Source organism: Spongiactinospora rosea (genome assembly GCF_003315795.1).
GTDB classification, from domain to species: domain Bacteria; phylum Actinomycetota; class Actinomycetes; order Streptosporangiales; family Streptosporangiaceae; genus Spongiactinospora; species Spongiactinospora rosea.
The window spans coordinates 619,488-639,933 of sequence record NZ_QMEY01000001.1 but is presented as its reverse complement, the minus strand read 5'-3'; the positions used below and the strand labels follow the sequence as shown (position 1 = coordinate 639,933).

The window sequence follows — 20,446 nt, the reverse complement described above, 5'->3', positions numbered from 1 at the left end:
GCGGGTTCCACTCGGCACCTCTTAGTACTTCAGCAGGTTGGCGTCGTCCACCGACGACGACCTGCGGGTTCGGAAGATCGTCACGATGATCGCCAAGCCGACCACGACCTCGGCCGCCGCCACCACCATCACGAAGAACGCGATGAGCTGGCCGTCGAGGTTGCCGTGCTGCCGCGCGAAGGTGACGAACGCGAGGTTGCAGGCGTTGAGCATCAGCTCCACGCACATGAAGATCACGATCGCGTTGCGCCGTACCAGCACGCCGACCGCGCCGATGGCGAACAGCAGGGCGGACAGCACCAGATAGTGCGTCGTCACTTGCTCTCCTCCTCAACCTCGACGGCCTGCCTGATGGCCTCGGCCAGCCTCGGGTCCTCCGGAAGCCTGCCCTCCTGCACGTCGTGCCGGGCGATGATCCGGTTGACCGAGAGCTCCGAGACCGTGCCGTCGGGCAGCAGCGCGGGCATGTCGTTGGCGTTGTGCCTGGCGTAGACGCCAGGGCCGGGCAGCGGCGTGGGGTGCGGTCCGGCGAAACGAGCCCTCGCCAGGTCCTTCTGGGTGGGCTTGGCCTTGGCACGCTCGCGGTGGGCCAGCACCATGGCGGCCAGCGCAGCGGTGATCAGCAGGGCCGAGGCCACCTCGAAGGCGAACACGTGGCGGGTGAAGATGAGCTGCGCGAGACCCTGGACGTTACCGCCGTACTGCGAGGTCGCGCCGCCCAGACCGGCCGGCGGGGCGAAGGCGACGTTGCCGACCGCGAGGCCGAGCAGCGCGGCGAAGCCGAGGCCCGCCACGATCGCCCAGAAGCGCTGCCCCTTGATCGTCTCCACCAGCGAGTCGGTCGAGTCGACGCCGACCAGCATCAGGACGAACAGGAAGAGCATCATCACCGCGCCGGTGTAGACGATGATCTGCACTGCCGCCAGGAAGGGCGCCCCCTGCACCGCGTACAGCACCGCCAGGGAGCCCATCACCACGCCGAGCATCAGCGCGCAGTAGACCGCCTTGCGGCTGAGGACGAGCCCGAGCGCCGCGGACACGGAGACGACCGCGAGCACCCAGAACGTGATGGTCTCACCCATTGTTGCGTCCAAGCCGGTAGTAGTCCTCTTCGGTGTCCCCCAGGCGCATCGGGTGCGGCGGGGTCTCCATGCCCGGACCGAGAGGGGCGAGCAGCATCTCCTTGGTGTAGATGAGGCTCTCCCGGCTGTCGTCGGCGAGCTCGTACTCGTTCGTCATGGTGAGCGCGCGAGTCGGGCACGCCTCGATGCACAGGCCGCACAGGATGCACCGGAGGTAGTTGATCTGGTACGTGCGACCGTACCGCTCCCCCGGGGAGAACCGGGCGTCCTCGGTGTTGTCCGCGCCCTCCACGAAGATCGCGTCGGCCGGGCACGCCCAGGCGCACAGCTCGCACCCGACGCACTTCTCCAGCCCGTCCGGCCAGCGGTTGAGCTGGTGGCGGCCGTGGAAGCGCGGCGCGGTGGGCCGCTTCTCCTCCGGGTACTGCACCGTGAGGGGCTTCTTGAACATATGGTGGAAGGTCACCCCGAAGCCCTTGACGGGGTTCAACCAATCAGTGAATCCCACTGGAGATCTCCTTGCGGTCCGCGCCGTGGTAGTGCGGCAGGTCCAGCGGCGGCACCGGATAGCCTCCCGCGGCCGGCTGCTCTTCGAGCAGCTCGAACTCCTGCTTGAGTTCTTCCGCCCTGGTCTCGCGGCGGCGCTGGAGCACGGTGTCGAAGCGGAAGAACAGCACCAGGCAGCCGACCACCACGAGCGCCGCGATGGTGAACAGCGCGGTGCGGTCCGCGCCCTCGATGCGGAAGGCACGGACGGTCGCCACCAGCATGATCCACGCCAGGTTCAGCGGGATCAGCACCTTCCAGCCGAAGGCCATGAGCTGGTCGTACCGGATGCGCGGCATCGAGGCCCGCACCCAGATGAATCCGCCGAACACCAGCACCAGCTTGATGAAGAACCACAGCAGCGGCCAGTAGCCGACGTTGGCGCCCTCCCACAGGGAGATCGGCCACGGAGCCCGCCAGCCGCCGAAGAACAGCGTGATGGACACCGCCGAGACGACGAACACGTTGACGTACTCGCCCATCTGGATCAGCGCGAACTTCAGCGAGGAGCTGTACTCGGTCTGGTAGCCGCCGACCAGTTCGCCCTCGCCCTCCGGCAGGTCGAAGGGCACGCGGTTGGTCTCGCCCAGCATGGTGATCGCGTAGATCAGGAAGGACGGGATCAGCATGACCACGTACCACGACGGCATCGGGATGCTGAGCCCGAGGACCTCCCAGGTGCCGCCACTGGCCTGCTTGGCGACGATCTCGGAGGTGGACAGCGTCCCGGCGAACAGGAAGACGCCCACGAACGACAGACCCATCGCGATCTCGTAGGAGACCACCTGCGCGCTGGAGCGCAGCCCGCCCAGCACCGCGTACGGCGAGCGCGAGGACCACCCGGCGAGCACGATGCCGTACACGCCGATCGAGGCCATCGCCAGCACGAACAGCACGGCGATGGGAAGGTCGGTGAGCTGCAGCGGCGTCTGCTCGCCGAACATGGACACGGTGGGCCCGAACGGGATCACCGAGAACGCCATGAACGCGGGCACCACCAGGATGACCGGCGCGATGGCGTAGAGGAACCGGTCCACCTTGTTGGGGTAGAGGTCCTCCTTGAAGCCCATCTTCAGCGCGTCGGCGATCGACTGCAGAAGGCCGAACTTACCGGCCCGGTTGGGGCCGTACCTGTGCTGCATGCGGGAGATGAGCTTGCGTTCCATCCACACCCCGTACATGACGGAGAGCAGCAGGAACACGAAGATCGCCACGGCCTTGATGATCGTGATCCACAGCGGGTCGTGGCCGAAGCTCTGCACGTTCGGCAGGGCGGGCTCGGGCGCCGCGAGCACTCGGATCGCGTTCATCGGTCCCTCACCGCTCCGCTCATCTGGGATTCCTCCCGCATCGGTAGCTCACCGCTCCTCATGACGCGCTCCCGATCTTGACGATGTCGCCGGCCCCGGCCCGCAGATCGCGGGTGACCGAGCAGCCGGCGGAGTTCGCCGGCAGCCAGACCATCCGGCCGGGGACGTCGGCGACGCGCACCGGCAGCCGGATCGAGCCCTGGTCGGTGGTCACGGAGATCTTGCCGCCGTCGGCGACGCCGATCTCCGCCGCGGTGTCCGCGGACACCAGCGCCTCACTGGCCCGCGCCGTCCCCGCGAGGTACGGCTCGCCGTCCTGCATCCGCCCCGCGTCGAGCAGGTGGTGCCAGGTGGCGAGCACGGCCTCACCGGCCTGCGGCTCGCCCGCGAGCCGGCCGGAGACGGTGGGCGCGGCGGCCCGAGTGCCGCGCCACGCGCCGAGCGAGCCCAGCTCGCGGCGGGCGGCGGCCTCGTCGGGCAGCCCCAGATGCACGTCCATGTGGTCGGCGATGGCGCCGATGACCGCGAGGTCGCTCATCACGCCGGGGGTCTTGATGGCCGCCGCGAAGGTGCGGCCGCGGCCCTCCCAGTCGACGAACGTCCCGGCCTTCTCGGTGGTGGTGGCCACCGGGAGCACCACGTCGGCGCGGTCGGTGACCGCGCTCGCCCGCTGTTCGAGGCTGACGATGAACGGGGTGTTCTCCAGCGCGGCGAGCACCGCGTCGGGGTCGGGCAGGTCGTAGGGGTCGACACCGGCGACCAGCAGCGCGTCGAGCTGCTCGTCCAGCGCGGCGGCGAGGATCTGCGCCGTCGCGCGGCCCGGGGTGGCGGGCAGCGTGGCGACGTCCCAGGCGCGGGCGACCTCGGCGCGGGCCTCGGCCTCGGCGACCGGCCGCCCGATGGGCAGCAGGTTGGGCAGCGCGCCCGCTTCCAGCGCGCCGCGCTCACCGGCCCGGCGCGGGATCCAGGCGAGCTTGGCGCCGGTGGCGGCGCTCAGCCGGGCCACGGCCGACAGCGCGCCGGGCAGTGCGGCCAGGCGCTCACCGGCCAGCACCACCGCGCCGGGGCGCTTCAGCGCCTCCGCGAGCGGGTGGTCGCCGCCGGCCAGGCCGCCGAGCACGTCGGCCTCGGCGCCGGGCAGGGCCTGGAGCAGCGTGCCGGAGAGCTTGCGCAGGCCGGGCGTCACGAACGGCGCGACGCTGTAGACCGAAAGGCCGCGCTTGCGCACGCCCTTGCGCAGCCGGAGCTGCACGATCGGCGACTCCTCCTCGGGCTCGAAGCCCACGAGCAGCACGACCGGGGCGTTCTCCAGGTCGGCGTAGGAGGTCTCGATGCCCTTGCCGGCCACGGCGTGGGCGAGGAACTGCGCCTCCTCCGCCGAGTGCGGGCGGGCGCGGAAGTCGATGTCGTTGGTGGCCAGCGCGATCCGGGCGAACTTGCTGTACGCGTAGGCGTCCTCGACGGTCACCCGGCCGCCGACCAGGACTCCGGTCCGGCCCTTGGCCCGCGACAGCCCGGCCGCGGCGGCCGCCAGGGCCTCCGGCCAGGACGCGGGGACGAGGTTGCCCTCCTCGTCACGGATCAGCGGGCTGCGCAGCCGGTCCGGCTGGGTGGTGTAGGCGAAGGCCCAGCGGCCCTTGTCGCAGTTCCATTCCTCGTTGACCTGCGGGTCGTCGCCGGCCAGCCGGCGGGTGACCTTGCCGCGGCGGTGGTCGGTGCGCATCGCGCAGCCGCTCGCGCAGTGCTCGCAGGCGCTCGGCGTGGACACCAGGTCGAACGGCCTGGCCCGGAAGCGGTACGCCGCGCCGGTGAGCGCGCCCACCGGGCAGATCTGGACGGTGTTGCCGGAGAAGTAGCTCTGGAACGGCTCGCCGTCGGCCGTCCGGACCTGCTCCTTGGCCCCGCGCTCGAAGAAGTCGATGAGCGGGTCGCCCGCGATCTCGTCCGAGAAGCGGATGCAGCGGGCGCACTGGATGCAGCGCTCGCGGTCCAGCAGCACCTCGGTGGACAGCGGGATCGGCTTTTCGAAGGTGCGCTTGTCCTCCTGGAACCGGGACTCGCCCTGCCCGTTGGACATCGCCTGGTTCTGCAGGGGGCACTCGCCGCCCTTGTCGCAGACCGGGCAGTCCAGCGGGTGGTTCATCAGCAGCATCTCCATGACGCCGCGCTGAGCCTTCTCCGCGACCGGGCTGGTGAGCTGGGTCTGCACCACCATGCCCTCGGTGCACGTGGTGGTGCAGGAGGCGGCGGGCTTGGGCATGCCCTCGACGGTGACCAGGCACTGGCGGCAGGCGCCGACCGGATCGAGCAGCGGGTGGTCACAGAACCGCGGGATCTGGATCCCCAGCAGCTCGGCGGCGCGGATCACCAGGGTGCCCTTGGGCACGCTGATCTGGAACCCGTCGATGGTGAGGCTGACCAGGTCTACCGGCTGCTCGACCGCGCCTCCTGCGGTCGCCTGGATGGTCATGCGTTCTCCCAGACAGTGGACGCGGCACGATCGAACGGACAGCCGCCCACTTCGAAGTGCTTGAGGTATTCGTCGCGGAAGTGCTTGATCGACGAGTGGATCGGCGCGGCGGCGCCGTCGCCGAGGGCGCAGAACGCCCGGCCCACGATGTTGTCGGCGATGTCGGTGATGGTGCTCAGGTCCTCTTCGGTGCCCTCGCCCCTCTCCAGCCGCTTGAGCACGTGCTTGAGCCAGTAGGTGCCCTCCCGGCAGGGGGTGCACTTGCCGCAGGACTCATGCGCGTAGAACTCGGTCCACCGCAGCACCGCGCGGACCACGCAGGTGGTCTCGTCGAAGATCTGCAGGGCCCGGGTGCCGAGCAGCGAGCCCTTCGCGCCGACGGACTCGAAGTCCAGCGGCACGTCCAGGTGCTCCTCGGTGAAGATCGGCGTGGAGGACCCGCCCGGCGTCCAGAACTTCAGCCGGTGCCCGGCCCGCACGCCGCCCGCCATGTCGAGCAGTTCGCGCAGCGTGATGCCCAGCGGGGCCTCGAACTGGCCCGGCCGGGTGACGTGGCCGCTCAGCGAGAAGATGCCGAAGCCCTTGGACTTCTCGGTGCCCATCGAGGAGAACCAGGAGGGGCCGTTGGTCACGATGCTGGGAACGCTCGCCACCGACTCGACGTTGTTGATGACAGTGGGGCACGCGTAGAGCCCCGCCACCGCCGGGAAGGGAGGCTTGAGGCGAGGTTGCCCGCGATATCCCTCCAGCGAGTCGAGCAGCGCCGTCTCCTCGCCGCAGATGTAGGCGCCCGCGCCGGTGTGCACGGTGAGTTCGAGGTCGAAGCCGGAGCCGAGGATGTCGGTGCCGAGCAGGCCCGCGTCGTACGCCTCCTGTACGGCGGCGCGCAGCCTGCGCACCACGTGCAGCACCTCGCCGCGCACGTAGATGAACGCGTGGGCGGCCCGGATCGCGTACGAGGTGATGATGATGCCCTCGACCAGCGCGTGCGGGTTGGCCATCATCAGCGGGATGTCCTTGCACGTGCCCGGCTCGGACTCGTCGGCGTTGACCACCAGGTAGTGCGGCTTGCCGTCGTTCTGCGGGATGAAGCCCCACTTCAGGCCGGTGGGGAAGCCCGCGCCGCCGCGTCCGCGAAGGCCCGAGTCCTTCACCGCCTGGATGACGGCGTCCGGATCCATGCCGAGCGCCTTGCGGGCCCCGGCGTAGTCTCCGTAGCCCCGCAGGGTGAAGGAGTCGGGCTGGTCCCAGTTGCGGGTCAGGACCGGTGTCAGGGTGGTCATTCGCTGTCTTCCTTAGCGGGAGCCGTCCAGCCGTTCTCCTTGGCGATGCGCAGGCCCTCCAGGGAGGGCGCGCCCGCCGCGGGGCCGTCGCCGGCGAGGTCGTCGGGGAACCCGGCCAGCACCCGCGACGCCTCCTTGAACGTGCACAGCCGCTTGGGCCCGCGGGTCGGCGTGACCTGCTTGCCGGCCCGCAGGTCGTCCACGAGCTGCTTGGCCGAGGCCGGGTCCTGGTTGTCGAAGAACTCCCAGTTGACCATCATCACCGGGGCGAAGTCGCAGGCCGCGTTGCACTCGATGCGTTCGAGGGAGACCTTGCCGTCCGGCGTCGACTCGTCGTGGCCGACGCCGGTGTGCTCGCTCAGCTCGTCCCAGATCTGGTCGCCGCCCATCACCGCGCACAGCGTGTTGATGCACACACCGACGTGATACTCGCCGACGGGCTTGCGCTTGTACATCGTGTAGAAGGTGGACACGCCGACGACCTCGGCCTTGGCCAGGCCCAGCATCTCGGCACAGAACTCCTCGCCGCGGTCTGAGACGTAGCCCTCCTCGGCCTGCACCAGGTGGAGCAGCGGCAGCAGCGCTGATCGGGGCTTGGGGTAACGCCCGATGATCTCCTTCGCGTCGCGCTCCAGCCGTTCCCTGGTCTCCGGGGAGAATCCACGGCTCATCGGTCCACACCTCCCATGATCGGGTCGAGCGAGGCGACCGCCGAGATGACGTCGGCGACCATACCGCCTTCGCACGTGGCCGGGACGGCCTGCAGGTGCGTGAACGACGGGTCGCGGAAGTGCACCCGGTAGGGGCGGGTGCCGCCGTCGCTGACGACGTGCGCGCCGAGCTCGCCGCGGGGCGACTCCACCGCCGCGTACGCCTGCCCGGCCGGCACCCGGAAGCCCTCGGTCACCAGTTTGAAGTGGTGGATCAGCGCCTCCATCGAGGTGCCCATGATGTGGGCGATGTGGTCGGGCGAGTTGCCGAACCCGTCGGGGCCCAGCGCGAGCTGCGCGGGCCAGCCGATCTTCTTGTCCTCGATCATGACCGGCTTGCCCTTGAGATCGGGGCCCGCGAGACGGTCGAGGCACTGCTCGATGATCTTGAGGGACTCTTCCATCTCCGACATCCGCACCAGGTAGCGACCGTAGACGTCGCAGGTCTTCTCGGTGGGCACGTCGAAGTCGTAGGTCTCATAGCCGCAGTAGGGCTGCGACTTGCGCAGGTCCCACGGCAGGCCCGCCGAGCGCAGGATCGGCCCGGTCACCCCGAGCGCCATGCAGCCGGTGAGGTCGAGGTAGGCGACGTCCTTGGTGCGGCGCAGGTAGGCCGGGTTGGCGTCGAGCAGCTTGCGCATCTCGTAGATGCGCTTCGGCATGATCTTCAGGAACTCGCCGATCTTGTCGACCGTGCCCGCGGGCAGGTCGACCGAGACGCCGCCCGGCCGGATGTAGGCCATGTTCATGCGCAGGCCGGTGATGTACTCGAACAGGTCGAGCACCATCTCCCGCTCACGGATGCCGAACAGGAACGGCGTGGTGGCGCCCAGCTCCATGCCGAAGGTGGCGATCGCCATCATGTGCGAGGAGATCCGGTTGAGCTCCATCATCAGCACCCGGATCACGTCGGCCCGCTCCGGGATGCGGTCGGTGATCCCGAGCAGCTTCTCGACCGCCAGGCAGTACGCCGTCTCGTTGAAGATCGGCGCCAGGTAGTCCATCCGGGTCACGAACGTGGTGCCCTGCGTCCACGTCCGGAACTCCATGTTCTTTTCGATCCCGGTGTGCAGGTAACCGATGACCGTGCGGGCCTCGATCACCGTCTCGCCGTCGAGGGTCAGCACCAGCCGCAGCACGCCGTGCGTGGAGGGGTGCTGCGGGCCCATGTTGATGACCAGGCGCTCCTCGTCGGAGCCGGCGACCGCGGCGACCAACTCGTCCCAGTCCTGGCCGGTGACGGTGTAGACCTTGCCTTCCGTCGCCTCTTCCTGGGCGTTGTCGTATGCCGTGCTCATGCGTACGACCTCCTCTCGTCGGGCGCGGGGGTCTCGGCGCCGCGGTATTCGACCGGGACGCCGCCGAGCGGGTAGTCCTTGCGCTGCGGGTGCCCCTCCCAGTCGTCGGGCATCTGGATCCGGGTCAGCGCCGGGTGCCCGTCGAAGATCAGGCCGAAGAGGTCGTACGCCTCGCGTTCGTGCCAGTCGTGGGTGGGGTAGATCTCCACCGTGGAGGGCACGTGCGGGTCGGCGTCGGGGGCGGCGCACTCGACGCGCAGCCTGCGGTTGTGGGTGATCGAACACAGGTGGATCACCGCGCGCAACTCGGCCCCGGCGTCGTCCGGGTAGTGCACGCCGGAGACGCCGAGCGACAGCTCGAAGCGCAGTGCCGGGTCATCGCGCAGGTGCCGGCAGACCTCCAGCAGGCGTTCCCGCTTGACGTGGAAGGTCAGCTCGCCGCGGTCGACCACGACGCTCTCCACGGCCTCGCTGAGGTCGCCGCCGAGGGCGCGTTCGAGCTGGTCGGCGATGTCGTCGAAGTCGCCGCGCCCGGACGGGCCGACCGGCCCGCCGTACGGGCGGGGGGTGGACAGCTTGGGCGCGCGGCGCACCACGAGTTTGCCGTACCCGGAGGTGTCACCGGTGCCGGTCGCGCCGAACATTCCGGTGCGGGCCACCGGCTCCTCGGGCAGGCCCGGGAGGTTGGCGGGCGGGTTACCGGTCACGATGCCCCCTGGTGGATCAGCGGCAGCGAGCGGAGCGCGCGCTTTTCCAGCTCGTCGATCTGCTTGGCGCGGTGCGCTCCGAACTTGGTGTTCTGGATCTTGTCGTGCAGCTTGACGATCGCGTCCATCAGCATCTCCGGCCGCGGCGGGCAGCCCGGCAGGTAGATGTCCACGGGCACGACGTGGTCGACGCCCTGCACGATGGCGTAGTTGTTGAACATGCCGCCGCTGGAGGCGCACACGCCCATCGCGATGACCCACTTGGGCTCGGCCATCTGGTCGTAGATCTGGCGCAGCACCGGCGCCATCTTCTGGGACAGCCGACCAGCGACGATCATGAGGTCGGCCTGCCGGGGCGTCGCCGAGGCCCGCTCCATGCCGAAGCGCGCCAGGTCGTAGGTGGGGCTGCCGGCCGTCATCAGCTCCATGGCGCAGCACGCGAGGCCGAAGGTCGCCGGCCACACCGAGTTCTTGCGGCCCCAGCCGGCCAGTGCCTCAACCGTGCTGAGCAGGAATCCGCTGGGGATTTTCTCTTCAAGTCCCATTGTCAGTCCCAATCCAGGCCCTTGCGGCGCCACACGTACGCGTAGGCCACAAGCACGGTCACGATGAACAGCAGCATCTCGATCAGCCCGAACACGCCGAGAGCGTCGAAGGCGACCGCCCACGGATAGAGAAAGATGATCTCGATGTCGAAGACGATGAACAACATCGCCGTGATCATGTACTTCAGTGGGAATCGCCCGCCGCCGACCGGCTGGGGCGTCGGCTCGATGCCGCACTCGTAGGCGTCGAGCTTGGCGCGGTTCCAGCGTTTGGGACCGGTGAAGGGCGCGATCGTCAGCGAGAAGATGGCGAACCCCGCCGCGAGCACGGCGAGCACCAGGATGGGCACATAAAGCTCCATCGCTACGCTCCCATCTCCGCGTGTCCCCGCTCCTCGTGCCGGGGCGCGCGGTCGGTCGTGATGTGTCGTGCAGGTCTAGGCAGGGCGATCATCGTCATTCGTTCCAGTCGCGGGGGCGTTACGGAGATCATGCCGACGGCACGACCTTCGACAGGGCGTTGATGATGCGGTCTCCCGCGTCTCCTCGCCGGTCGGTCAGATTACCGAGCAGCTTGAAGGCGAACCGCATCAACCGGGGGTGCGGCAGCGCGTGCCGGGTGGCGAAGTTCATCACCCCGGGCTTGCCGATCGCCTCGACGAACAGCCGGCCCATCGTGAAGTAGCCACCATAGGCCTCCTTCAGCACACCAGGGTATGCCCGCAGCAGGCGCTCTCGTTGCGCAGGGGTGGACCGGGGCAGGGCCTGGGCGATCGTCCGGGCGGCGACCTCGCCGCTCTCCATGGCGTAGGCGATGCCCTCGCCGTTGAACGGGTTGATCATGCCGCCGGAGTCGCCCACGAGGACGAGGCCGCGCGTGTAGTGGGGCTGGCGGTTGAAGGCCATCGGGAGCGCGGAGCCGCGCACCTTGCCGCGCATGTTGTCGTCGGAGAAGCCCCACTCGGGCGGCATGTTGCGGACCCAGCGATGCAGCAGGTCGCGGTAGTCGACGTCCTTGAACTTGTCGCTGGTGTTGAGCAGGCCGAGCCCGACGTTGCTGGTGCCGTCGCCGACGCCGAACACCCAGCCGTAGCCGGGCAGCAGCGTCGAGCCGTCCCACAGCTCCAGCCAGATCTCCAGGAAGTCGTCGTCGTGGCGGGGGCTTTCGAAGTAGGTGCGCACCGCGACGCCGATCGGCCGGTCCGTGCGCTTGTGCAGGCCCATGCCGAGGGCCAGCCGCGCCGAGTTGCCGTCGGCCCCGACCACCAGGCGGGATCGGTAGGTGACCGGCTCGCCGTCCTTCTTGGCGGTGACGCCGACGATGTGGCCGCTGCGGTCGTCGAGCAGCGGGCCGGTGACGTTGACCCCCTGCAGCAGCTTGGCTCCGCCTCTGACCGCGTTGGCGGCGAGGATCTCGTCGAAGTCCTTGCGCACGCGGACCAGCCCGAAGTCGGGGTAGGACGTGAGCTGCGGCCACTCCAGCTCGAAGCGCCGGCCTCCGCCCACGACCCGGAGGCCCTTGTTCCTGCTCCATCCGGGACCGTCGATGTCGATGCCCATCGCGATCAACGACTTGACCGCGCGCGGGGTGAGGCCGTCGCCACAGACCTTCTCCCGGGGGAAGGTCGTCTTTTCCAGCAACAGAACCTCAAGCCCGGCTTGGGCGAGGTAGAACGCCGTGGTGGAACCGGCGGGCCCGGCGCCGACGACGATTACGTCGGCGTCAATGTCGGCGCTGCGTTGTGCGGCGGCTGGCTCGGTCACGGGACCTGTCCTGTCCTACACGCTGGGCGGCCTTGGGTGCGGCCTCGTTCCTTTGTGAAGCTCTTCACAAACTTGTCGGCGTGAAGTCTAACGCGTTTTACACAAGAGGTGACAGCCGGTCCCCTACCCTGATTTGCGCGCGCGGTGCAGGGCGACGATGCCGAACGTCAGGTTGCGCCAGGCGACCTCGCGCCACCCGGCCTTCTGGATGAGCCCGGCCAGCGCCGCCTGGTCGTGCCAGTCGCGGATCGACTCGGCCAGATACTCGTAGGAGTCGTCGTTGGAGCCGAACACCTTGGCCACCTGGGGCAGCAGCCGCATCAGGTACTGGGAGTAGACCAGGTCGAAGGGCCTGAACGGCGGATGGGAGAACTCGCAGATCACCAGCCGCCCGCCCGGCTTGGTCACGCGCAGCATCTCGCGCAGCCCGGCCACCGTGTCGTGCACGTTGCGCAGCGCCACCGAGATCGTGACCGCGTCGAAGGTCTCGTCGGCGAACGGCAGGCGCATCGCGTCGCCCGCGACGAAGCTCACCCCGCGCACGCCGCCGCCGTTCAGGCCGGAGGACCCGCGCCGGCGCACCCCGGTGGCGAGCATGCCCATGGAGAAGTCGCAGGCGATGGCCCGCGCGCCGAGCTTGGTGAAGGTGTCGGTCGAGGTGCCGGTGCCCGCGCCGAGGTCGAGGACCAGCTCGCCGGGCCCGGCGTCCACCGCAGCCGCGGTGGCCTTGCGCCACAGCCTGACCTGCCCCGCCGAGATGACGTCGTTGACCAGGTCGTAGCGCCGCGCCGTCCGGTCGAACATGGCGGCGACCTCGTGCGGCTGCTTGTCCAACGATGCGCGGGTCATGCGGACAAGCGTACGGCCTGGCCCTGGGCGGCACGCGGCGGGAAGCCGCCAACGGAAAGTAGCGACACGGCTACGTTCGGTCTGGTACCTATAAGGGAGTGCTCGTCCCCACCGCAGCGGTCCTCACCGCATTGAGCCTGGCCGTCCCCCCGCCCTTCCCTCCGGCGCGGACCGCCCACAGCAAGGTCGTCTCGGCCGATCCGGCCGACCACACCCCGCACGTTCTCGACGGCATCGTCAACGCCATCGCCCTGGTCGGCCGCACGGTCATCGTCGGCGGCTCGTTCGGCGAGGTGCGCGACGCCGACCGGCGCGGCCCGGTCTTCGACCGCTCCAACCTCTTCGCCTTCGACCTGGCCAGCGGCCGGGTCCTGCCGGGCTTCGCGCCGATGGTCAACGGACCGGTCCACGCGCTGGTCCCCGGCCCCGACGGCACGGTCTACGCCGGCGGGTCGTTCACTTCCGCCGGTGGCGGCGGCCCGGCCCTGGCGCGGCTGAGGGTGTCGGACGGCGCGGCCCTCTCCGGCTTCCGGCCCCGGGTGTCCGGCGGCGGGGTCCTGGCGCTGGCGATCCATCAGACCGGCCTGTACGCGGGCGGCGACTTCACCAGGGTCGGCCGCAGCGCGCGTACCGCGCTGGCCCGCCTCGATCCGGTCACCGGCGCGCCCGACCCGGCGTTCACGGTCACTCCGGGTGACCCGGTCAGCGGCCGGACCAAGGTGCTCGCGCTGGCGGCGGCCGGCTCCCGGCTCGCCGTGGACGGCGCGTTCACCACGCTGGACGGCCTGTCCAGGCCGCAGCTCGGGCTGATCGACATCGGCCGCCCGGCCCCGGCCGTCGCCCCCTGGCGCAGCGAGGCCTACAAACCCGCCTGCAACGATCAGTTTCCGACTTACGTGCGGGGCCTGGATTTCTCACCGCGCGGCGACTACTTCGTGGTCGTCACGACAGGCGGGTACGGCGGGTCGCGGAAACTGTGCGACAGCGCCGCCAGATTCGAGACTTTCTCCCGGGGTGACACGATCAAACCGACGTGGGTCAATCACACCGGCGGCGACTCGCTGTATTCGGTGGCGGTGACGGGCGCGGCGGTCTACGTCGGCGGCCACCAGCGCTGGCTGGACAACCCCCGAGGTCACAACGACGCCGGGACGGGCGCCGTGGCCCGGCCGGGCATCGGGGCGATCCACCCGGTCAGCGGCAAGGCCCTGCGCTGGAACCCCACCCGCGACCGGGGGATCGGCGTCAAGGCGTTTCTTCCGCATCCTCGCGGTCTGCTGGTCGGGAGCGATACGACCCGTCTTGGCCGGGAGTACCATGCGCGGGTCGGGATGTTCCCTCTTTCGTGAGGCGGGCGCTGACGGCGTCGCGCTGCCCGGAGAGCAGGATGTAGCTCGCCAGGCCGCTGAGCACGAACGAGATGATCAGCAGCAGTGGCCAGCTGCGCAGGCCGAGCAGGTAGAGCACGCAGAAGGCCACGGCGAACAGACCCAGCCTGGACGCGGTGTAAACGAGTAGGGCACGCACAGCGTCGAGGTTACGTCACTCTTCCCGCGCAGCGAGCGCACTTCGCATCGGGCGCGAGCGCTGCTAGTCTTCCCCAACACCGCCTTTCGTAAAGAAACACCCATGAGAGCCCCAAAGAGGCTCTATCATATAACAATCGGGCAGTCGGCCTATAACAACCCGTGATCTTTGCTGAAAAGCACGGATATAACAGGCTTCGCTCGGCACACTGGTTACCTGTCCGCCCGCTGGCAGGAGGCGGGATGCGAGGGGGAGAGATCGTGGAGAGTAGCAGCGAGCGTCTGCTGACACCCGGCGAGGTTGCCGCCCTCTTCCGGGTAGATCCGAAGACGGTGACGCGCTGGGCGGCCGCCGGCCGTATCAGTAGCATTCGCACCCCCGGAGGGCACCGTCGCTTCCGTGAATCGGAAGTGCACGCCCTCCTTCGCGGCGAGGATGTTCTCACGGCCGACCGGCCGAGTGGCGAGTCCCCGCGCGTCTGACGATGATCTGACACGAATCGTCAGCACGGTGATCCCTGCGCACCCAACAGGAGGCCGCAGGGTCACCGTGTCAGGTGGACGGGCTCGGGGGGCCGTTCATCCTTCGTGTTCGGCCTTGAAGGCCAGGAACTCACGTTCGAGGTCGTCGTTCTCCTCCTGCCAACGACGACGGCGCTCATGCCACTCCTCCTCGGTCAGCGCCTCGGGCAGCCAGCGGTCGTACTCGGGGTCGCCAGGGGACAGATCGACGTAAGCGTTGCCGATCAGGCGACCGTCATCGCTTGTCAGGCTTTGCGGTACGCGCAGTGTCCCGTCCGCGAGCCGGATGACGTTCATGATCGTGACCTTTCCACGCCCCTAGATTCCGTAGCGCCGGTTGAAGAACAGCATGACGTTGAGGGCCATCCGCGTGTCGCCGCCCAGCATGTCCACCAGCGCGGGACGCTGGCGCGAGGCGATCGCGGCGAAGGCGTCGGCGAAGAACTCCTTGCGCCCCAGTCCGGCCGGCTGCCGGTGGAAGGCGGAGTAGAGCAGCGGCTCGCACGCCTCGTACAGTGCGACGAACTCGGGGCAGTCGGAGACCCACTCCCCCGGCCGCGAGTCGATGTCGTCGAGGGCATGGCCCACCTCGTGCATCATCACGTCGGGAGTCGGCGAGGGCCGGTCGCCCACGACGATCTTGCGGTCGCCGTACGCGCCCGCGCAGATGTCCCAGGTCGCCCGTCCCGAGGGCAGCGGCGCGCCGCGCAGGTAGCCCATGTCGTCGAGGTCGGGGACGCCGCCGGGGCCCACGTAGATGCCGTCCAGCCCGGCGGCCAGCACCTCCTTCAGCCGCTCCGGCAGCTTCGCGAGGCTTTCAACGGCACGTACGGCCTCCGGGGAGGGAACCCCCTTCCAGGAGTCCCACTGCCGGTGCAGGATGCTCTCCAGGGCGCCACAGTGCTGTAGCCCGTCGCCAAGGTCGGGCGACTCCGGAGAGTTGGGCTGGGCCCTCGGCTGCTCGTCGTCCAGCTCGAAGTCGCGCCAGGTGTACTGCGGGCGGTAGCCGCCCGCGGCGACCGACCGGCCGCCGCCCCGGCGTACCTCCTCCTGCTCGCCGGGCACCTCGCGCGGTTTGTGGTGGCCGGTGTGGAACCCGGCCGGATATTCGCTGGGGAACGCCCTGATCGCCTCCCAAGGGTCGGCGCGTTCCCGCGTGCTCTCCTGGCGCTCTCGTGACCCCTCGCCCTCGCGTACCGTCTCGCCGCGGTACGGCGAGGCGTACGGCCCGCGCTGCCACCAGCGGGTGCCCCGCCGGTGCCGCCCCTTCTCGCCCGAATGCGCCATCGCGCCCCTTCATCGCCCCACGGTTCGCGCATCCACGGTACGACGCCGGGCCCGGCCCGTCATCCGAAATGTCCGCGCAGTACGGTGTCCGCAACCTGACTCGCCGTGATGGACGCACCACCCGCGCCGATGGCTTACGCTGCGGGCATGCCCATGGTTCTCGGCCTGGCCCTGCTGGCCTTCTGGCTCTACTGCCTCTTCGACGTCATCACGACGCCCGAGGAAGAGACCAGGAATCTCCCCAAGGTGCTGTGGGTGCTCATCGTGGTGCTCCTGCTCGCCGTCGGCGGCCTGCTGTGGCTGCTGCTCGGCCGGCCGCGGACGCCCATCGCGCTCAGCCCGGAGGGCGGGCCGGGCGAGACCGCCCGTCCCGCGGCCCCGCGCGGTCCCGACGACGACCCCGAGTTCCTGAAGGACCTCGACCGCCGCCTGCGCGACGAGGACTGAGCCCCGGCCGATCGTCAGGGGCTGCCCGGAATGTCGGCGTAGGAGTGCAGCCCGCCGAGGAACATGTTGACGCCGACCAGGTTGAACAGCAGGCAGCCGAAGGCCACGAGCTGCACCACCATGGCCGCCCTGCCCCGCCATCCGCCGGTGGCGCGGGCGTGCAGGTAGGCCGCGTAGCCGATCCAGGTGATGAACGCCCAGATCTCCTTGGGGTCCCAGCCCCAGTAGCGTCCCCACGCCTTGTCGGCCCACATCGCCCCGGCGATGACCGCGAAGGTCCAGATCGGGAAGGCCAGCACGACCACCCGGTTGGTGATGCGGTCCAGCTCGGCGCGGGTGGGCAGCCGGGAGGGGCGGCCTTCCTTGCGGAACATGTAGAGGATGCCGGCGACGCCGCCCACGATGAACAGCCCGCTCGCGATGATCGCCGCGCTGACGTGGATGGCGACCCAGTAGGAGTTCAGGGACGGCTGCACGGGACCGGCCTGGACGTGCAGGTAGCGTACGGCGAAGCCGAGCGAGAGCGCGGCGGCCACGGCGACGAACGCGCCCAGGAAGCGCAGTTGCGGGAACTTGTGGCGCAGCACCAGGTACGCGGTCACCGTGGCCAGGCAGATGGCCACCACGAACTCGTACATGTTCGCCCACGGCCAGCGGCCCACCGCCAGCCCCCGGGTGACCAGGCATCCGGCGTTGGCGGCCCAGCCGAGCCAGGTCAGCACCAGGGCGATGAACCCCGCACGGGCCGGCCATCGGGGGCCCGCCGTGTCATCGCCTGTGGGCGCGGCTGCGGGAGCGGCTTCGGACACGGGCACGGACACGGACGCGCCCGCGCCGACCAGCGCGGGCTCGCGCACCGCGGCCGCCTGCCGTACCGAGCTGCGGCCGAAGCCCAGGTGCAGCGCGTAACCGATCATGGCGAAGACGTAGAGCAGCACCGTCACCAGCACGAGCTGGTCGCTCAGCGTGGCGAGACCGGTGTCGACCTCAGCGGGCATGTTCACCTCCGGAAGGTGTGATGGGTGTGGCGTGGCCGATCAGCCGGGCGCGCCCTTACGCCCCGCGGGCTCCTTGGACCTCTCCGGCCCGTCAGATCCCTCGGGCTCCTTCGAGGCCGTGGCGTCCTTGAGGGCCTTGACGATGTCGGCGAACTCGTCGGCGAAGCCGCCGTCGCCGCTCTCGGTGCGGGTCAGCCCGCCGACCTCGATCACCTGACCGCCGCCGTCGTCGTCACGGACGCGCACCCACAGCCTGCGGCGGCGGATCAGCAGCGACAGCAGTACGCCGAGCACCGCCGCCACGGCGGCCACCAGGGCGGGCAGCCGGCCGGGGTCGTGCGCGATCTGGAGCGCGGCCCACTCCTTGACGCCGGTGAAGGTGATTTTGCCGTACCCGCCCGGAAGATCCAGGCTCTTCCCCAGCTCCACCGGCTCGGACATCATGACCAGGCGCTTCATCTTCTTCAGCCGCTCCTGGTCGAACAGGTAGACCGACTGCGGCACGCCGGAGCGCAGGCCGAGGTCGCCGGCGAAGGCGGTGACCTGGACGACCGGGTTGATCGCGGCGGGGAACGTGGAGTCCCAGGAGCCGTCCTGCATCTCGGCCGCGGTGGGCAGGAACCTGATCGCCAGGCCGAGCTGGTCCGGCTTGGCGTCGGGGACCTTGATGGTGCACTCGGAGGCGAAGGTCCGGCTGTTCTGGGGCAGGCAGGCGACCGGCCCCTCGAACGCGACCTGGCCGGACCCGTCGGTGACGGTGAAGGTCGGCGCGTAGCCGTGGTCGATCAGGTAGGTCAGCGTGCCGTTGACGTCGAGCGGGTCGTTGACCTTGAGGGTGTAGGCGCGCTCGGCCGCCGCGGGCGAGTCGTGCACCGACAGCTTGGCCGTGTAGTCCAGCACCTGGCCGGGACGGTCGCCGGTGATCTGGTAGTCGACCTTGAAGTCGTCGAGCTGGAAGGAGAACGGCTCCAGCGACTCGGCGGAGACCTGGCTGCCCGGGATGTACCGGTCGTAGGCGGCGACGGTGTTGGCGAAGCCGTTGCCCTCGACGATCAGCACGTTGCCTCGGTAGCCGTACAGGGCGCCGATGCCGAGCGCGAGCAGGATGCCGACCAGCGCGGTGTGGAAGAGCAGGTTGCCCGCCTCGCGCAGGTAGCCCTTCTCGCCGCCCACCCAGCCGGGGCCGCTGACCACCCGGAAGCGCCTGCGGCGCAGCGCGGCGGCCAGTTCCTCGGTCGTGGCGGTGCCGGCGATGGTCGAGTGGTGCGGCAGCCGGTTCAGGTGGCGTGGCGCGGCGGGCGGCTCACGGCGCAGCTCGCGCAGGTAGACCCCGGTACGCGGCAGGATGCAGCCGATCAGCGACACGAACAGCAGCAGATAGATCGCCGCGAACCAGGGGGCCTGGAACACGTCGAACATCCACAGCCGGTCCAGCCACTCGGCCGTGCCGGGGTTGCTCTTGAAGTAGCGGGTCACCGCGCCCGGCTCGACGCCGCGCTGCGGGAACAGCGAGCCGGGCACCGAGGCGAGCGCGAGCAGGAACAGCAGCACCAGCGCGGTCCGCATGGCGGTGAGCGTGCGCCAGAACCAGCGCAGCCAGCCCACCACCCCGAGCCCCTTGGGGCCGGTACGGCCTGCGGGCACGGCGGCGCTCTCGCCTGTCGTCGTTTCGTCCGTAGTCGTCTTCTTCATCAGATCACCGGCCGGAACCCTCCGATCCAGCCCTGCATGGTCATGACGAGATCGCCCCACAGTCCGGTGACCAGCAGGACGCCGACCGCCACCAGCATGCCACCCCCGATGCGGGTGATGAGCCGCGAACGGCGGCGCACCACCGGCAGCGCGTGCAGCAGCCTGCGGTAGCCGAGCCCGGCGATCACGAACGGCAGGCCCAGCCCGAGCGCGTAGGCGAAGGCGAGGATCGCCCCCCGCCCCGCGCTGCCCTGGTCCAGGCCGAGGGTGAGCACCACCGCCAGCGTCGGCCCGATGCAGGGCGTCCAGCCGAGGCCGAACACCACGCCGAGCAGCGGCGCGCCCGCCAGCCCCGCGTTGGGCAGCCGGTGGATCCGCACGTCACGCTGCAGGCCCGGGATCAGCCCGAGGAAGGCCAGGCCGAGCACGACGGTCAGCACGCCGAGCACCCTGGTGATGATCTCCGAATTGCCGAGCAGGGCCGCGCCGACGCTCCCGGCGAGCGCGCCGCCCGCCACGAACACCAGCGCGAAGCCCAGCACGAACAGCCCCGAGCCGAGCAGCAGCCGGCCGCGCTTGGGGTCGTCGCCGCTCATCCCCGTCACGTACGACAGGTAGCCGGGCACCAGCGGCAGCACGCACGGCGAGAGGAACGACACCAGCCCGGCCGCCAGCGCGATGGGCAGTGCCAGCGCCAGCGACCCCGACGCGACGGTGTCAGCCAGACCTTCGTTCATCACTCACCGTCTTGACCGCGTTGAGCAGGTCGGTGTACTTGACCGCGCCGAGCGCCCTGGCCGCGATGCGGCCCTCCCGGTCGATGATCAGAGTGGACGGGATGGCCGCGGGCGGCACCGTGCCCTGAAAGGCCAGCGCGACCTTGCCCGGCTGGTCGTACAGGCTGGGATAGCCGGGCTGGTGGTTGCGCTCGAAGGCCAGGGCGGCGGCCTTGTCGTCCTTGAAGGCGACGCCGATGAACTCGACGCCGTCGCCCTTGGTCTTGGCCGCGACGTCCTTCAGGACGGGGGCCTCGGCCACGCAGGGGGCGCACCACGACGCCCAGAAGTTGAGCACGACGACCTTGCCCTTGCCGGCGGCGAGCGCGACCTTGCTGCCGTCGAGCGCGGCCCCGTCGACGGCCGGGGCGGGCTTGCGCCCGTCGGCGGGGAAGATCGCCACCTTGCCGTCGCCCGCGATGAAGCGGGTGTCGCCGGTGCTGGGCTGGCCTCCCTGCGAACCCGCGCACCCGGCCAGCGCGAAAACCGGCACGAGCGCGTAGGCGAACGCCCGGAACACGGCGGATTTCCTGGTGATCACGGGAGGGAGGCTCCTTGCACTACAAGCAGTAGAGCTGTCACTCTACCGGCGCGCACGGTCGCCCGGCACACCGCCCCGCCGGGTGCCCGCTCG

The 20,446-nt window shown here is 70.0% G+C and carries 23 protein-coding genes; 3 read left to right on the top strand and 20 right to left on the bottom strand.

Annotated elements, in window-relative coordinates:
* Nucleotides 1–21: 21 nt before the first annotated feature.
* The 13 genes from nuoK to DP939_RS03275 all read right to left on the bottom strand — a co-directional run bounded on the left by nuoK (nucleotide 22) and on the right by DP939_RS03275 (nucleotide 12,564).
* On the bottom strand, nucleotides 22–318 hold the full coding sequence (nuoK, locus tag DP939_RS03335; RefSeq protein ID WP_113978692.1) for an NADH-quinone oxidoreductase subunit NuoK: 297 nt from the start codon (nucleotides 316–318) through the stop codon (nucleotides 22–24).
* Nucleotides 315–1,082, bottom strand: coding sequence for an NADH-quinone oxidoreductase subunit J (locus DP939_RS03330; RefSeq protein WP_113978691.1), 768 nt, complete (start codon nucleotides 1,080–1,082; stop codon nucleotides 315–317). The genes nuoK and DP939_RS03330 overlap by 4 nt, the downstream gene beginning before the upstream one ends.
* The gene (nuoI, locus tag DP939_RS03325) at nucleotides 1,075–1,590 is read right to left on the bottom strand and encodes an NADH-quinone oxidoreductase subunit NuoI (RefSeq protein ID WP_113978690.1); all 516 of its coding nucleotides are present in this window, start codon (nucleotides 1,588–1,590) and stop codon (nucleotides 1,075–1,077) included. Before nuoI ends, DP939_RS03330 begins: the two co-directional genes overlap by 8 nt.
* Nucleotides 1,577–2,938: an NADH-quinone oxidoreductase subunit NuoH gene (gene nuoH / locus DP939_RS03320; RefSeq protein ID WP_113978689.1), complete on the bottom strand. Its 1,362-nt coding sequence runs from the start codon at nucleotides 2,936–2,938 to the stop codon at nucleotides 1,577–1,579. Before nuoH ends, nuoI begins: the two co-directional genes overlap by 14 nt.
* 58 nt (nucleotides 2,939–2,996) lie before the next feature.
* Nucleotides 2,997–5,408 (bottom strand): NADH-quinone oxidoreductase subunit G, encoded by a 2,412-nt coding sequence (locus tag DP939_RS03315; protein ID WP_113978688.1) that lies wholly within the window; start codon nucleotides 5,406–5,408, stop codon nucleotides 2,997–2,999.
* Nucleotides 5,405–6,691, bottom strand: a complete 1,287-nt coding sequence (gene nuoF, locus DP939_RS03310) for an NADH-quinone oxidoreductase subunit NuoF (protein ID WP_113978687.1) — start codon at nucleotides 6,689–6,691, stop codon at nucleotides 5,405–5,407. Before nuoF ends, DP939_RS03315 begins: the two co-directional genes overlap by 4 nt.
* Nucleotides 6,688–7,362, bottom strand: a complete 675-nt coding sequence (nuoE, locus tag DP939_RS03305) for an NADH-quinone oxidoreductase subunit NuoE (RefSeq protein ID WP_113978686.1) — start codon at nucleotides 7,360–7,362, stop codon at nucleotides 6,688–6,690. Before nuoE ends, nuoF begins: the two co-directional genes overlap by 4 nt.
* Nucleotides 7,359–8,699, bottom strand: a complete 1,341-nt coding sequence (locus DP939_RS03300; protein WP_113978685.1) for an NADH-quinone oxidoreductase subunit D — start codon at nucleotides 8,697–8,699, stop codon at nucleotides 7,359–7,361. The genes nuoE and DP939_RS03300 overlap by 4 nt, the downstream gene beginning before the upstream one ends.
* Nucleotides 8,696–9,343: an NADH-quinone oxidoreductase subunit C gene (locus DP939_RS03295; protein ID WP_199564953.1), complete on the bottom strand. Its 648-nt coding sequence runs from the start codon at nucleotides 9,341–9,343 to the stop codon at nucleotides 8,696–8,698. Before DP939_RS03295 ends, DP939_RS03300 begins: the two co-directional genes overlap by 4 nt.
* 59 nt (nucleotides 9,344–9,402) lie before the next feature.
* Complete coding sequence (locus DP939_RS03290; protein WP_113978684.1) at nucleotides 9,403–9,951, bottom strand: NuoB/complex I 20 kDa subunit family protein; 549 nt, start codon at nucleotides 9,949–9,951, stop codon at nucleotides 9,403–9,405.
* A 2-nt stretch (nucleotides 9,952–9,953) separates the two neighbouring features.
* Nucleotides 9,954–10,313 carry an NADH-quinone oxidoreductase subunit A gene (locus tag DP939_RS03285; RefSeq protein WP_111165459.1) on the bottom strand — a complete coding sequence of 120 codons (360 nt, stop codon included), beginning with the start codon at nucleotides 10,311–10,313 and terminating at the stop codon, nucleotides 9,954–9,956.
* A 127-nt stretch (nucleotides 10,314–10,440) separates the two neighbouring features.
* The gene (locus DP939_RS03280; RefSeq protein WP_113978683.1) at nucleotides 10,441–11,715 is read right to left on the bottom strand and encodes a geranylgeranyl reductase family protein; all 1,275 of its coding nucleotides are present in this window, start codon (nucleotides 11,713–11,715) and stop codon (nucleotides 10,441–10,443) included.
* Between the two features lie 123 nt (nucleotides 11,716–11,838).
* Nucleotides 11,839–12,564: a demethylmenaquinone methyltransferase gene (locus DP939_RS03275; protein ID WP_113978682.1), complete on the bottom strand. Its 726-nt coding sequence runs from the start codon at nucleotides 12,562–12,564 to the stop codon at nucleotides 11,839–11,841.
* Nucleotides 12,565–12,662: 98 nt separating this feature from the next.
* Between DP939_RS03275 and DP939_RS03270 the strand changes: the two genes are divergently transcribed.
* Nucleotides 12,663–13,913 (top strand): hypothetical protein, encoded by a 1,251-nt coding sequence (locus tag DP939_RS03270; protein ID WP_225878017.1) that lies wholly within the window; start codon nucleotides 12,663–12,665, stop codon nucleotides 13,911–13,913.
* On the opposite strand, the gene DP939_RS03265 is transcribed toward DP939_RS03270, so the two are convergent.
* Nucleotides 13,810–14,031 (bottom strand): hypothetical protein, encoded by a 222-nt coding sequence (locus DP939_RS03265; RefSeq protein ID WP_263972295.1) that lies wholly within the window; start codon nucleotides 14,029–14,031, stop codon nucleotides 13,810–13,812. The two genes, DP939_RS03270 and DP939_RS03265, sit on opposite strands and share 104 nt — an antisense overlap.
* Nucleotides 14,032–14,333: 302 nt before the next feature.
* Between DP939_RS03265 and DP939_RS03260 the strand changes: the two genes are divergently transcribed.
* Entirely contained in the window at nucleotides 14,334–14,573 is a 240-nt protein-coding gene (locus DP939_RS03260; protein ID WP_111165463.1) for a BldC family transcriptional regulator, read from the top strand.
* 96 nt (nucleotides 14,574–14,669) lie between these two features.
* On the opposite strand, the gene DP939_RS03255 is transcribed toward DP939_RS03260, so the two are convergent.
* Entirely contained in the window at nucleotides 14,670–14,909 is a 240-nt protein-coding gene (locus tag DP939_RS03255; RefSeq protein WP_113978680.1) for a hypothetical protein, read from the bottom strand.
* Between the two features lie 21 nt (nucleotides 14,910–14,930).
* Nucleotides 14,931–15,899, bottom strand: coding sequence for a hypothetical protein (locus DP939_RS03250; RefSeq protein WP_113978679.1), 969 nt, complete (start codon nucleotides 15,897–15,899; stop codon nucleotides 14,931–14,933).
* A gap of 147 nt (nucleotides 15,900–16,046) precedes the next feature.
* Here DP939_RS03250 and DP939_RS03245 point away from each other — a divergent pair, with 147 nt between their 5' ends.
* Entirely contained in the window at nucleotides 16,047–16,346 is a 300-nt protein-coding gene (locus DP939_RS03245; RefSeq protein ID WP_225878016.1) for a PLDc N-terminal domain-containing protein, read from the top strand.
* Between the two features lie 14 nt (nucleotides 16,347–16,360).
* Here the strand turns inward: DP939_RS03245 and ccsB are convergent, their stop codons facing one another.
* Genes ccsB through DP939_RS03225 form a run of 4 tightly spaced genes read right to left on the bottom strand, consistent with a single transcriptional unit; the run spans nucleotide 16,361 to nucleotide 20,353 of the window.
* Nucleotides 16,361–17,344 (bottom strand): c-type cytochrome biogenesis protein CcsB, encoded by a 984-nt coding sequence (gene ccsB / locus DP939_RS03240; RefSeq protein WP_113978677.1) that lies wholly within the window; start codon nucleotides 17,342–17,344, stop codon nucleotides 16,361–16,363.
* A 39-nt stretch (nucleotides 17,345–17,383) separates the two neighbouring features.
* Nucleotides 17,384–19,036: a cytochrome c biogenesis protein ResB gene (gene resB / locus DP939_RS03235; RefSeq protein WP_113978676.1), complete on the bottom strand. Its 1,653-nt coding sequence runs from the start codon at nucleotides 19,034–19,036 to the stop codon at nucleotides 17,384–17,386.
* Entirely contained in the window at nucleotides 19,036–19,773 is a 738-nt protein-coding gene (locus DP939_RS03230; RefSeq protein WP_113978675.1) for a cytochrome c biogenesis CcdA family protein, read from the bottom strand. Before DP939_RS03230 ends, resB begins: the two co-directional genes overlap by 1 nt.
* Nucleotides 19,754–20,353, bottom strand: a complete 600-nt coding sequence (locus DP939_RS03225) for a TlpA family protein disulfide reductase (RefSeq protein ID WP_225878015.1) — start codon at nucleotides 20,351–20,353, stop codon at nucleotides 19,754–19,756. Before DP939_RS03225 ends, DP939_RS03230 begins: the two co-directional genes overlap by 20 nt.
* Nucleotides 20,354–20,446 lie beyond the last annotated feature (93 nt).